14 protein-coding genes are annotated in these 12,278 nt (G+C 65.3%); 3 read left to right on the top strand and 11 right to left on the bottom strand.

Going from position 1 to position 12,278, the window contains the following annotated elements:
- Positions 1 to 38: 38 nt before the first annotated feature.
- Genes ybgC through ruvA form a run of 3 tightly spaced genes read right to left on the bottom strand, consistent with a single transcriptional unit; the run spans position 39 to position 2,130 of the window.
- On the bottom strand, positions 39 to 467 hold the full coding sequence (gene ybgC, locus HN018_RS08240) for a tol-pal system-associated acyl-CoA thioesterase (protein ID WP_275434260.1): 429 nt from the start codon (positions 465 to 467) through the stop codon (positions 39 to 41).
- A 5-nt stretch (positions 468 to 472) separates the two neighbouring features.
- Positions 473 to 1,525 carry a Holliday junction branch migration DNA helicase RuvB gene (ruvB, locus tag HN018_RS08235; protein WP_171836008.1) on the bottom strand — a complete coding sequence of 351 codons (1,053 nt, stop codon included), beginning with the start codon at positions 1,523 to 1,525 and terminating at the stop codon, positions 473 to 475.
- Entirely contained in the window at positions 1,522 to 2,130 is a 609-nt protein-coding gene (gene ruvA / locus HN018_RS08230) for a Holliday junction branch migration protein RuvA (RefSeq protein ID WP_171836009.1), read from the bottom strand. The genes ruvB and ruvA overlap by 4 nt, the downstream gene beginning before the upstream one ends.
- A gap of 149 nt (positions 2,131 to 2,279) precedes the next feature.
- On the opposite strand from ruvA, the gene HN018_RS08225 reads away from it, so the two are divergent.
- Positions 2,280 to 2,843, top strand: a complete 564-nt coding sequence (locus tag HN018_RS08225) for a GNAT family N-acetyltransferase (RefSeq protein WP_171836010.1) — start codon at positions 2,280 to 2,282, stop codon at positions 2,841 to 2,843.
- A 212-nt stretch (positions 2,844 to 3,055) separates the two neighbouring features.
- Here the strand turns inward: HN018_RS08225 and HN018_RS08220 are convergent, their stop codons facing one another.
- From HN018_RS08220 to HN018_RS08210, 3 genes are all read right to left on the bottom strand, one after another.
- Positions 3,056 to 3,955, bottom strand: coding sequence for an alpha/beta hydrolase family protein (locus tag HN018_RS08220; RefSeq protein ID WP_171836011.1), 900 nt, complete (start codon positions 3,953 to 3,955; stop codon positions 3,056 to 3,058).
- Positions 3,956 to 4,203: 248 nt separating this feature from the next.
- Positions 4,204 to 5,181 (bottom strand): alpha/beta fold hydrolase, encoded by a 978-nt coding sequence (locus tag HN018_RS08215; protein WP_171836012.1) that lies wholly within the window; start codon positions 5,179 to 5,181, stop codon positions 4,204 to 4,206.
- A 28-nt stretch (positions 5,182 to 5,209) separates the two neighbouring features.
- Positions 5,210 to 6,412 carry an MFS transporter gene (locus HN018_RS08210; protein WP_204259700.1) on the bottom strand — a complete coding sequence of 401 codons (1,203 nt, stop codon included), beginning with the start codon at positions 6,410 to 6,412 and terminating at the stop codon, positions 5,210 to 5,212.
- Between the two features lie 104 nt (positions 6,413 to 6,516).
- On the opposite strand from HN018_RS08210, the gene HN018_RS08205 reads away from it, so the two are divergent.
- Positions 6,517 to 7,137, top strand: coding sequence for a TetR/AcrR family transcriptional regulator (locus HN018_RS08205; protein ID WP_171836014.1), 621 nt, complete (start codon positions 6,517 to 6,519; stop codon positions 7,135 to 7,137).
- Between the two features lie 165 nt (positions 7,138 to 7,302).
- On the opposite strand, the gene HN018_RS08200 is transcribed toward HN018_RS08205, so the two are convergent.
- The 4 genes from HN018_RS08200 to HN018_RS08185 all read right to left on the bottom strand — a co-directional run bounded on the left by HN018_RS08200 (position 7,303) and on the right by HN018_RS08185 (position 10,867).
- Complete coding sequence (locus HN018_RS08200; protein ID WP_171836015.1) at positions 7,303 to 8,118, bottom strand: shikimate 5-dehydrogenase; 816 nt, start codon at positions 8,116 to 8,118, stop codon at positions 7,303 to 7,305.
- Between the two features lie 47 nt (positions 8,119 to 8,165).
- Entirely contained in the window at positions 8,166 to 8,576 is a 411-nt protein-coding gene (locus tag HN018_RS08195) for a (R)-mandelonitrile lyase (RefSeq protein ID WP_171836016.1), read from the bottom strand.
- 116 nt (positions 8,577 to 8,692) lie between these two features.
- Positions 8,693 to 9,682 carry a GNAT family N-acetyltransferase gene (locus tag HN018_RS08190; RefSeq protein ID WP_171836017.1) on the bottom strand — a complete coding sequence of 330 codons (990 nt, stop codon included), beginning with the start codon at positions 9,680 to 9,682 and terminating at the stop codon, positions 8,693 to 8,695.
- A 276-nt stretch (positions 9,683 to 9,958) separates the two neighbouring features.
- Positions 9,959 to 10,867, bottom strand: coding sequence for a LysR family transcriptional regulator (locus tag HN018_RS08185; protein WP_171836018.1), 909 nt, complete (start codon positions 10,865 to 10,867; stop codon positions 9,959 to 9,961).
- A gap of 101 nt (positions 10,868 to 10,968) precedes the next feature.
- Between HN018_RS08185 and HN018_RS08180 the strand changes: the two genes are divergently transcribed.
- Complete coding sequence (locus HN018_RS08180; protein ID WP_171836019.1) at positions 10,969 to 11,730, top strand: SDR family NAD(P)-dependent oxidoreductase; 762 nt, start codon at positions 10,969 to 10,971, stop codon at positions 11,728 to 11,730.
- Positions 11,731 to 11,882: 152 nt separating this feature from the next.
- Here HN018_RS08180 and HN018_RS08175 read toward each other — a convergent pair whose 3' ends face one another.
- Entirely contained in the window at positions 11,883 to 12,248 is a 366-nt protein-coding gene (locus HN018_RS08175) for a putative quinol monooxygenase (RefSeq protein WP_172443467.1), read from the bottom strand.
- Positions 12,249 to 12,278 lie beyond the last annotated feature (30 nt).

Genomic DNA, 12,278 nt, shown 5'->3' with positions numbered 1-12,278 from the left:
GCATGTGGCCACGTTTTAATGCGCGGGCAGGCTTCGGCTCACGCGATGGCCGTCTCGCCGGATGCGACGAGCGACGCCATTATCCCAGCCCATGGCTCGGGCATGCGTACGGGTCGGCCATCGCTCATCCGGATGGTCGCGAGCGTCACGTCGATCGTGGCGTGCACCACCCCGTCGCGTGACAAAGTCTGTCGCAGACGCACGCTTGCGGAGCGACACTCGGCAACCTCTGTGGTGATTGTTACGAGATCGTCGAGTCGCAGCGGCCGGAGATATTCGAGCGATGCCCGGCGGACCACGAAGGCAATGCCGTGCTGCTCGAGCAGGGACGCCGCCGACGCTCCGGCATCGCGCAGTGCCTCGCTGCGGCCGCGCTCGGCGAAGGCGAGATACTGCGCGTGGTACATCACCCCGCCGGCGTCGGTATCCTCGTAATAGACGCGGAACTGCACATGGTGCGCCGCCATCGCGTCTAATCCTCGGCTAGCAGGTCGAACTGGCCGAGCCGGTCCGCCGGTGGCGGCTTCAGGCCGAGATGCTTCCAGCCACGATCGGCCAGCACCCTGCCCCGGCTGGTCCGCAGCACCAGACCTTCCTGGATCAGGAACGGCTCGACCACGTCCTCGAGCGTGTCGCGTGCCTCGGCCAGCGCCGCCGCCAGCGTCTCGACACCCACCGGACCACCGTGATGATGCTCGGCGATGCGCTTCAGGTAGCGCCGGTCCATCGCGTCCAGCCCGAGCGCGTCGACCTCGAGCCGGGACAGGGCCGCATCGGCCAGCGCGCGATCGACCGGACCGCTGCCGGTGCGGCCGACCGATGCGAAATCCCGCACCCGGCGCAGCAGCCGGCCGGCGACGCGTGGGGTGCCGCGCGACCGCATGGCGATCTCCTGCGCGCCCTCGTCGGTCAGCGCGAACCGCAGCTTCTCGGCACCGCGGGCGACGATCAGCCGCAGCTCGTCGTGGGTATAGAAAATCAGCCGCAGCGGGATGCCGAAGCGGTCGCGGAGCGGGGTCGCCAGCAGGCCGGCGCGGGTGGTGGCGGCGACAAGGGTGAACGGCGAAAGGTCGATCCGCACGGACCGCGCTGCAGGGCCCTCGCCGATGATCAGGTCGAGCTGGAAATCCTCCATCGCCGGATACAGGATTTCCTCGATCGCCGGCTGCAGGCGATGGATCTCGTCGATGAACAGCACGTCGCGCGGCTGCAGGTTGGTCAGGATCGCGGCAAGGTCGCCCGATCGCTGGATCACCGGCCCGGAGGTGGCCCGGAACCCGACCCCGAGTTCGCGCGCGACGATCTGCGCCAGCGTGGTCTTGCCGAGGCCGGGCGGCCCATGCAGCAGCACGTGATCCAGCGCCTCGCCGCGGCCGCGTGCCGCCTGGATGAAGATCGACAGGTTTTCCCGGCTTGCCTTCTGGCCGACGAACTCCGCGAGCACCTGCGGCCGCAGCGAGGCCTCGGGGGCATCCTCGTCCGCGCGCTTCGGGTCTATGGTGCGGCTGTCCCGCGAATCGCTCATCGGGCGAGCTCCTTCAGGCTGTCGCGGATGACCACGTCGAGCCGTGCATCCTTGCCCAGCCGGTCGATGATGCGGACCACCACCGGATGCGCCTCGACGCGACGGAAGCCGAGCCCGGCGAGTGCCGCCAGCGCATCGCCCTCGACGCCGCCGCTGGACAATCCGGACACCGAGATGCCGCCGCCCGCCGTGCTGCTCGGCATCCCGCCCGCCTTGTCCTTGAGTTCGCTCAGGATGCGCTCGGCGAGGCGGGCGCCGACGCCGGGCGCCTTGGTCAGGCTGGAGCGATCGCCGGCGGCGATGACCGCGATCAGGTCGCGTGGCGACAGCGCCGACAGCACGCCCAGTGCCACCTTGGCGCCGACCCCCTGCACGGTGGTGAGCAGCCGGAACCAGTCGCGCTCGGCGGTATCGGCGAACCCGTAGAGCAGGATCGCGTCCTCCCGCACCACGGTCTCGACCAGCACCCGCGCCACCTCCGGCGGGTGCGGTAGCGCCGACAGGGTGCGGGTGGAGGCCTGCACCAGATATCCGACGCCGTTGACGTCGACGATGCAGCGATCCCCGTCGATATGGGCGATCAGGCCGGTGAGCTGGGCGATCAAGGCGAGCCTGCCGGCGAGCGGCAGCGGCGAGACGGATGGGTCAGGAGCAACACGAGGATTTCCCGCAGGGGTGGCTGTCGCGAACCAGGGTAGCACGCCATTGGCGCGAGTTCTTGTGGCCGGCGTCGGGACACGCCTAGGCTCGGGCGATGACACGAATGTTCGCCGGCCTGACCTCGCAACGCCTGATCCTGCGGCCGTTGCTCGCGTCGGACGCGGCCGGCCTGTGCGGCTACCGATCGGATCCGCAGGTCGCACGATACCAGTCCTGGACCGGTTTCGACGAGGCGGATGCGATCGCGCTGATTGCCGAACAGGAGGATCTGGAACCGGATCTTCCGGGCACCTGGCTGCAACTGGCGCTTATCGAGACTGCGTCGAACATGATGGTCGGGGATTGCGGGCTGCATTTCCTGGAGAGCGACACGAACCAGGTGGAACTCGGCATCACCCTGTCCCGGTCGCATCAGCGACAGGGCTACGGCGCGGAAGCGGTACGACGGGTATTGGTGTATCTGTTCGACGAACTCGGCAAGCATCGCGTGTTCGCGATTACCGATGCAGATAATCATGCAGCAGTCGGGCTGTTCCGCCGACTGGGTTTTCGGCAGGAAGCGCACTTCGTCGAGCATGTCTATTTCAAGGGCACGTACGGCAGCGAATTTGTGTTCGCGATGCTCGCGCGGGAATGGCCGGCCCGTCCGGCCTCATGACAGGGGCCGGATCGTTCCGGGTTAATCCGATGCTCGACACCTCTCAGCATAGCCCTCTCGACCAGCCGGCACCTGCTGCGCCGATCCGTCCGGCTGGATCTCCCCGGGACCGGCTGTTCCGCTTCCGAGCGGCTCAACGACCTCGCTGAGCTTAGGCAAGTTCTAATTTTTTCAGTCAGCCCGAGGCCACGCTCCTGCACCGACGCCCTCGATCAGCGGACTTCTGGTCCGGGCAGCGCCATCGGTACGTGCTTCTGGGTGAGATAGGCCGCGACCACTGGCCCCCACATCGCGCTGCCGCCGTCGCCGAAAAAGATCTGATGTCCGTCATCGTCGTAAGAACCGAGATTTACTACGGTAACTTTTCCACCCGCCCGGGTGAAGGCCTGCTGCATATTCAACACGAGCTTGGGTGCAAAATACCTGTCGTTCCTTGTGTTCAGCCACAGAACTTCCATCGGTGAGGTGCTTCCAAAGCGTCCGGCCGCCGCGACCAGATGCTCCGGGTTACAGTTGCGGTTAGGAATATCACTCCTGTGGCCGCCGCGACCGGGCGCTACGGCTACAAGGGCGGCTACGCCCGAGGGGCCGAGGCTGCCATAGGCCAGCGTCCCCCAGGCGCCCGCGGATTGGCCAAGCACAACCACATGGCTTGGATCGACGTAGGGGAGCGCTGTGGCCGCCTTGACCGCAGCGTCGATATCGCTCGCCGTCTCAAGGCCCGCGGTCACGAAGTCAGGATTTGAACAACGGCCGTAATCCTCGGCCCATGTGCCACCGCTCTCCCCATAGCCGCGTCGGAGCACCTGAACAACCACGAAGCCTCGGCTCAAGAACCAGGTCAGCGCCTCGTCGTCGCAGGCCGCCATGGCCTCCGTGAGACGTTGTCGCGCTGAGGGCGGAGAACCGTGGTTGATGATCACGACCGGGCTCTTGGCATCTGCCGCTGGTCGGCAGACCTTTCCAACGAGCTGAACAGCCGACCCGTCATCGTCCTTCGCGGAAACCGTCAGCGCGGCGCTACGCCAAGCCGGCGGTTGCAAGGCGCAGGCCGACAGTATCGCCAAGCTTGCGACGGCAAGACGTGCCAGGTCACGGTGAACGACCTTCATGGCTTTCCCAGTTGAAGACGCTCCGCCGCAGTCGAGCGAGGCCAAGTCCAATGGTTCGAGGTTGCCAGCACGTCGACGTCTCCGAGCGTTGCAGAAGGCTTCGCTCCTGAAACGCGAAGCCGGTCGACACGATAATGCAATCAAAAAGTCGGTGTGTCGTCAACTGGCCGAAAGCGGCTGGTCCGCTTTCGGGCAAATTGGGTGAGGAGCCAATGTTCAACGCGACCAGACTTCTGATCATCCCGCTCTTATCGAGCGTTCAGAAAGTTGACGACCATCGGGTCAAGTGTGGCGGGACATTCCTCCGGTAACCAGTGACCGCATCCGGGCAGAACTTCCCCTTGCACGTTCGTCGCGTAGTCGCGGAGCTGATCGCCTTCGAACTTGCCCAGACCCCCATTGCCGCCCCCGCCGATGGCGAGCACCGGCATGGTTAGCTTGGTCGCCGCAAGCGGCTTGTTGCGGCGCACAGTCTCGTTCAGCGCGCGATAGTATTCAAAACTTCCGTGCAGTGTCTGGGGTTTCGCATAAGAGTGGCCGTAGAGGTCGAGAAGCTTCGGCGTGAAGACGTCTTTGTTGGTGGCGTGCACCTTGATGAAGTGCTCGATGAAGAAGCGTTCGTGGCCAGTCACCAGTCGATCGGCTAGATCGTCGTTCGCAGAGAAGAAGCTGAAGTGCCAGACGAGTGATTCACCCCGCGGCGTGAAGGCGGGGAACTGGTAGAGCCTGTCGTCCGGGATTGGAGCTTCCATATAGACCAGCCTGTGGATATCGGATTGGTGTGCGACTGCCATTGGATAGGTGTTCCAGATGCCGATGTCATGCGCGACTAGGTCGAACGGCGCTTTCGGGCTGAAGCTTTTCGCGAAATCGTAGAGTACAGGTGCCACGTCCTGGCCGGCATAGGAACGTGGTGCGTCCGACAAGCCAAGTGCGGGAAGGTCCACCGCGATCACGCTGTGGTTCTTTGCCAGCAGCGGCATGAGTTGATGCCACTCATACCAGGTCTGGCCGAAGCCGTGGACGAGCAGGACGAGCGGGCCGGCGCCACCCTTTACGTAGTGCAGTCTAATGCCGTCGACCTCCCGATAGCTGGGCGAGAAGCCCGCCGGGATCGGAAACTCCTCGTGCGGTGGCTGCGCGTGAGCGGCAGGCGCTGCGTGTGCCGAAAGTGTGGTCGTCAGGGCGAGCGCGATGGCGCTTCGCTTCAGCAGGGAGGTCAGCATGACGATGTCCTTCGATGGAGGAATGGGTTCAGGCGTGACTGCGCGGGCCAGGCTTAAAGGCGTGCCCGCGCGCGATCGACGCGATGCAGAAGGCGACGGCGGACAGGGCGAGGACCGCCCAGGGAAAGCTGTTGGCACCCGCATGTTCAAGCAACAGGCCGCCGACGATGCCGCCCGCTGCGATGGCGCCGTTCCACACGGTGGTGATCATCGCGTTGGCGAGGTCGACGCCGTTTCCGGCCGCGTCGGCCGACGCGGTCTGGAGCTGAGTCGCAGCGCCGCCGAACGACAGACCCCACACGAGAACGCCTGCGATCGTGACGACAGGGTTCGTCGGAAATAGGCTGAGCGCGAGTGCGACGACGACGAAGCCGATCAGGCTGACGAGCGCCAAGCGGCGCAGCATGCGGTCGACGAGCACGCCGGTGACCCAGATCCCGGCAAGCGCCGACAGGCCAAAGCCGAGGAGGAGAAGGTCGACGCGCGCCTGCAATCCAGCCAGCCGCGCGAAAGGTGCGATGTAGGTGTAGAGGATGTTGTGTGCGGTCATCCACGCGAAGATCACCGCCAGGATTGGCCGGATGCCCGGCGTCGCGAACACGGCGTGGATCGACATGCGCTGATGCGAGGCCTGCCCGGGAAAGTCAGGCACCTTCCACATTACCCAGAGGATCAGCACGATCGTGGTGGCGGACATCGCCAGGAAGGCCGCGCGCCACCCGAGTGCCGCGCCCAAGAAGGTGCCGACCGGGACTCCGAGCGACAAGGCGATCGGCGTTCCCACCATGGCCACCGCAAGTGCGCGGCCCTTCAGACGGCCGGTCACCATCCGCCGCGCATAGCCTGCCAAGATGCCCCAGGCGAGACCTGAGGCCACGCCGGCGAAGAACCGGGCTCCGAGCGTCATCCAGAAGTTCGCGGAGACGGCGGTGATCGTGTTGAACAACAGGAAGCCTGCGATCGCGGCCAGCAGGGTCGGCTTGCGTCGTTGAGCTTGCGTCCAGGCCGTGAGTGGAATCGCGGCGATCAGCGTGCCTACCGCGTAAGCCGTGACACTTTGGCCTGCCAGCGCTTCGGAAACGTTAAGACCATGAGCCATCAGTGGCAGCAGACCAGCGGGCAACGTCTCGGTCAGAATGGCCGTGAAGCCGGTCATTGCGAGCGCCAGGAGAGCCGCTAGCGGCAGGACGTCCCGTTCGTCATGTATATCGACCGATGTAGTTGCTGACATGCTGCGCCTCACTTACGGACCGATCGTTCCATAAGTTACCTCCTAGGGGCCGTTGTCAATGACTTCTGGACCGACTACTTCATAAATAACTTGAGGAGAGGAACATGGCGCGCACCGGTCGGCCGCGAAACTTCGATCGTGACGAGGCACTCGGCACGGCGATGCACCTGTTTTGGGAGCATGGTTACGAAGGGGTCTCTCTGGATCAGCTTCGCCAGGCGATGGGTGGGATTTCGTCGGCGAGCTTCTATGCGGCGTTCGGAGCTAAAGAGGCGCTCTACCGGGAGGCTCTGAGCCGCTACCTCAGCATCCACGGGCGGGTGGTCGAGGCTCTGCGCGATACCAGTCTTTCCCCACGGGCGCGTCTTGAGCAGGCGCTGCGCCGTTCCGCAGTGATGCAGACCGGAGCTGCGCACCCAGCGGGTTGCATGGTGACCTTGTCCTCGACGATCTGCTCGACGGGCGGTACGTCGGTGCGAGCAGTGACAGCCGCCGAACGCGCTGCAAACCGAGCGGCGATTTTCGCCTGCGTCGAAGCCGGTGTCGCCGATGGATTGTTGCGCCCAGAGACGGACGTTACGGGTTTGTCCACCCTCTTCGAAGGGGTTCTTGTGGGACTTTCGATCCAGGCCCGAGACGGCGTTGCGGCGGATGCCTTCGGTGCAGCGATCACTCAGGCCCTGAAGGCCTGGGATGCAAATTGGGCTGGAGCATTAGAGCGATAAACACTTTCTGCGGCTGGTCGCTTCTATGTCCGCTAACGAGAGACGGTTATTGCCGCTGGAACTTCTGGTTCTGGCGCATAGCCGCTGTTGACGAGTTGAGGACGTGCGTCCGGTGGCCACACCAAGCTGACCTGCAGCAGACGCAGCGAGCACCAGACTTGCCGACTAGCGCAGTGCCGCCTTGGACGCTGCTTGGAGCTGTGCATCGGTCGGGCGCACGCCCGTGTAGAGCACAAACTGCTCGACGCCCTGCAGCACCATGACCGCATCGCCCGTGATGACCGGGATGTCCAGTCTCCTCGCGGCACGGATCAGCGGTGTCTCGACAGGTGCTGCAACGACATCGAACACGATCGTTGTAGTTTGGATCACGGACTCCGGGAACGCCAGCGTATCGGCTTCGGCGCCGCCGGCCATTCCGAGCGGGGTCACGTTGACCAGCAGGTCCGCCTGCAACCCTTCCGGCTCCGCTTGCCACTCCCAGCCGCAACTCTCGGCCAGGACACGGCCGGCGCTTTCGTTGCGGGACACGATCGTACCGTTCGCAAAGCCGCGGTCGCGGAAGGCGGACGCGACCGCCTTGCCCATGCCGCCGCTGCCGCGCAGCAGCAGCGTGCTTCCGGCGGACAGGGCGTGGCGGTCGATCAGCCGGTCGATGGCGATGTAGTCGGTGTTGAAGCCGCGCAGCACGCCGTCATCGTTGACGATGGTGTTGACCGAACCGATCGCCGCCGCCGAGGGATCGAGCCCATCGAGCATCGGGATGCAGGCTTCCTTGAACGGCATCGAGATCGCGCAGCCGCGTATGCCGAGTGCCCGGATCCCGCCGACGGCACCCGGCAGGTCCGTTGTGGTGAAGGCCTTGTAGATGAAGTCCAGCTCCATCGCCTGGTAGAGGTGGTTCTGGAACCGCGTCCCGAAATTGCCCGGCCGTGCCGACAACGACATGCAGAGCCTTGTGTCCTTGCTGATGGTACGCATGCGTCGGTTCCTGACCGGGGCGGGAGGGATATCCGCGGGGCCGTCCGCTACGACATCGTGCTGCCGGCGCCGTACTGGTCGTCGGTCACCTTCTCCAGCCAGTCGACCGCCTTGCCGTCCAGCGATTCGGCGATCGCGATATGGCTCATGGCGACCGCGGACGACGCACCGTGCCAATGCTTCTCGCCCGGGGGAAACCAGACGATATCACCGGGGCGGATCTCCTCGATCGCGCCGCCCTGGCGCTGCACGAGGCCCAGCCCGGACAGAACGATCAAGGTCTGGCCGAGCGGATGGGTATGCCAGGCCGTGCGGGCTCCGGGCTCGAACGTCACGGTCGCGCCGCCGACGCGCGCCGGCTCGGTGGCCTGGAACCGGGCATCGATCCGGACCGCGCCGGTGAACCAGTCCGCGGGTCCCGCCACGGACGGGACCGAGCCGCTGCGTTTGATGTCCATCGTCGTTCTCCTCGCTGCCGGCGCCGTCGCGCCCGTCCGCCCCACCATGACAGTTCACACCCCGCTTTGCAGGCCCCTCGGCGACGTCGGCCGTCGCAGCACGATCCGGGGCTTTTTCAATCGACGGTCGGGGCCAGGGCTTTCGACATCCAGTAACGCGTGTGGCGAACCGGGAAGTCGCCCAGCTTGCCGAATACCGCGTAGCCGTGGCTTCGGTAGAAATCCGGTGCCTGGAAACTGAACGTGTTCAGCATCGCGCCGGTGCAGCCTTCGGCGATACCCGCCTGCTCGGCACGGCGCAGCAGGTCCGACCCGAGGCCCGACCGACGATGGGCCTCCTCGACCCAGAGCCAGTTCACCAGCAGCCACTGCCACAGCACCACGCATCGGGCGCCCCCGATGACCCTGCCCCCGGCGTCACGGCAGGTGACCCAGAGCGGGCGGCGGGACTCCGGTCCGACCTGCGACTGGTTGTAGCCATCCAGCCCATGCTCGATCGCCGCCTCGGTCTCGGCATCGACCGAGTTGGACACGGTGAACACGGAGCCATCGGACGGGCGTGCCGGTATCGTGGCGTGACGCGCCCGCCACTCCGCCCTGCTCTGGCCCCAGAGATCGACATGGTCCTTGGTGTAGGGCTCGGGCAGTTGCGTCCGGCCGATCAGGTGCGAGCCGAGGGCGCGAGCCACGACGATCGAGGCCTGGTTGGCCGGGTCGATGACGTGGCCGATCGCATCCCAGCCGAGTTGCTCGAAGGCGAACGATGCGGCGGCGGTCGCGGCCTCGATCGCGTAACCCCTGCCCCAGAACGCCGGCAGCAGGCCCCAGCCGATCTCGGCGGCCGGCCAGCCCTCCGGTCGTAGCGGTCCGACCCGCCCGATCCATTGTCCGGTCTCGCGGAGGATGACCGAGAAGACGCCGAACCCCAGCAGCGACCAGCTCCCGGCCGCACCTGCCAGGCTGCGCCAGGCCTCGGGCCGACCCTGCACGCCGCCGAGATACCGCGTGGCGACCTCGTCAGCTCCGAACGCCGCCCATCCATCGAGGTCGCACTCGCGGGGTGGCCGCATCAGCAGCCGGGCGGTCTCGATGATAGGCTCGGCCATCGCGCGGTCCCCCCGGGACGAACCAGCCGCCCTGCATCAGACGGCGGTGGTTTCAAATGGATGCCGGAACCGCGGCGGGCGTATGGCCGGGCGATCCGTAACGATCCTGCGGCGCCCGAGGCTGGTCCGGGTCAAGCAGTGGACGCCGGCGACGGTGGATACTCAAACAAGTGTCTTCCGTTACGCAGTCGGAACCGGTCTGACTGACGGGATCGTTCGAGATTGCCGATACAACATTACAGTAGCGTGCACGATCCGGCACGGCAGATGTTCGGGTCAACGCTTCGGTTTTTCGTCGGTGAATAACGGCTCGAGCGTATCGACCAGCCAGTCGACGAATATCCTGACACGATGGGAAAGCTGGCGATTGCTCGGGTAGAGGACAGAGAGAGGAGTCGGAGCCGGCGGGAACTCGGCCAGCACCTCCACCAGGGCGCCCGAGGCGAGATCGTTCCTGAAACGGTAGCGCGGCGCCTGAAGGAGGCCCAGCCCGAGCCGGGCCGCCGCCGCGCTCGTATCGGTGGAGTTGACCAGCACCCGGGCTGGCAGCGTCACCTCCACCATTCGCCCGTCCACGGTGAATTCCAGAGGCATCACCTGTCCGGTGCGCGACGACACGAAGCCGACCATGACATGGCCGTCCAACCGATCAGGCGCGGTCGGGACGCCATGCCGGGCGAGATAGGCGGGACTGGCGCAGGTGACCTCATGCATGATCCCCAGCCGCCGCCCCACCATATCGCTATCCTCGAGGGCGCCTGCGCGTACCACGCAATCGACGCCCTCGCGGACCAGGTCGACGAAGCGTTCACCCTCGCCAAGATGGACGACCAGTGCCGGATGCTGCGCGAGGAAGCCGGGAAGCGCCGGGAGCAAAATCGTGCGGGCGACGTAGCCGACCAGGTCGACCCGCAGCAGCCCGGTCACTGCCCCGCTTGCCGCCCGGTCGGCATCCTCGATGTCGGCGAGGATCGCCATGCAGCGCCGGTAGTAGGCATCTCCCTCGACGGTCGGCTGGACGTGGCGCGTGGAGCGCTGCAGCAGCCGCGTGCCAAGCCGCTCTTCCAGCCCCTTGATCGTCGCGGTCGCGACCGGGCGCGAGATGCCCAGGTCGGCGGCCGCGGCGCTGAAGCTGCCCCGATCGACGATGCGGACGAACAATCGGAGGCTGTCGAAACGATCCATGATGATTGTTCCGTGCCGCAAAACAGTGATGACGGCAATGCCCCTCTAAATCCGGTCGTGGAACCGCCTTAACTGGTTGTCGTCAACGAATGGAGGGCCCCATGCCCATGCAATCTTCTATCGCACTCATCACCGGCGGCAGCCGCGGCATCGGGCGCGACACCGTCCTGCGTCTTGCAGCGCGCGGCGTTCGCTCGATCCTCACCTACAACACCAATCGCGCCGAAGCCGACAAGGTCGTTTCCCTCGCCGGAGAGGCTGGCGCACCGGCGGTCGCGTTGAAGCTCGATGTCGGGAAAGCCGCATCCTTCGACGGCTTCGTTTCGAGCGTGCGTCATACGCTTACAGAAATGGGGGCCGAGCATTTCGACTATCTGGTGAACAACGCCGGCACCTCATCGGCCGCGACATTCACCGAGGCCACGGAAGCACAGCTCGACGAGCAGTATGCCGTCCACTTCAAGGGGCCGTTCCTGCTGAGCCAGAAGCTGCTGCCGTTGATGGTGGATGGCGGCCGCATCGTGAACATCTCGTCCGGCCTGGCACGCTTCGCGTTCGCCGGACGATCCGTCTATGGCCCGATGAAGGCCGCGGTCGAGGCGTTGTCGCGCTACATGGCCCTCGAGCTCGGGCCACGCAGGATTTCGGTGAATGTCGTCGCACCCGGCCCGATCGCCACCGACTTCAGCGGCGGCATGGTGCGGGACAATCCTGAGGTCGGGAAGGCGCTCGCCGCGAATACGGCACTTGGCCGCGTCGGCCACCCCGAGGATGTCGGGCCGGTCATTGCCGCCCTGCTCTCCGACGAGTTCCGGTGGGTCAATGCTCAGCGCATCGAGGTCGCGGGCGGCATCCATATCTGAGGCACTTGGTAGATCGGCGCCTGGTTTAGCAACCAGACGCCTGGACCAGCAGAACCAGCGGCTCGAGGAAGCTATGGAGCTCACGCTGCCGCCGGAGGATTTTGCCAATAGCCTCGTTCATGCCGGGCGCCACGTCACCACGCGTCCTGTTATTATCTCGATGCAGAATTCGAGGGTAAATAAAGCCGTTCGTCATAAGGTGCACCGATGAACGGCTGCAGCGCACTGCGAAAGTTTACAGTATGTGAAGCTCGAACATGGTTGTCGAAGGCTTGGAGTGAGCTGTAAATTTGAATCACTTGAAAATGATTGTTTGTTTTTGCCCAGGTGATCAACTCGAATGACTCTACGCCCCTGTCGGCTTTGCTCTGCTGCGCGAATTGCTCGAGGATAGGCAGTCCCTGGGCTAGGCCATCCGGCGTTAAATCCACGTGCGCGACCACCAGGACTGGTCCATCCGGCGCGGCAAGCGCGGGGTTGGATAATATGATGGCGGATTCAAGTTCCGGAGCGAACACCCACGCCGGGCCAACGGGTGTAGGGTGGTG

This window comes from Lichenicola cladoniae (genome assembly GCF_013201075.1).
Taxonomy (GTDB): Bacteria; Pseudomonadota; Alphaproteobacteria; order Acetobacterales; family Acetobacteraceae; genus Lichenicola; species Lichenicola cladoniae.
Note: the sequence above shows the minus strand (reverse complement) of the source record. Positions and strands in the feature narration are given on the sequence as shown.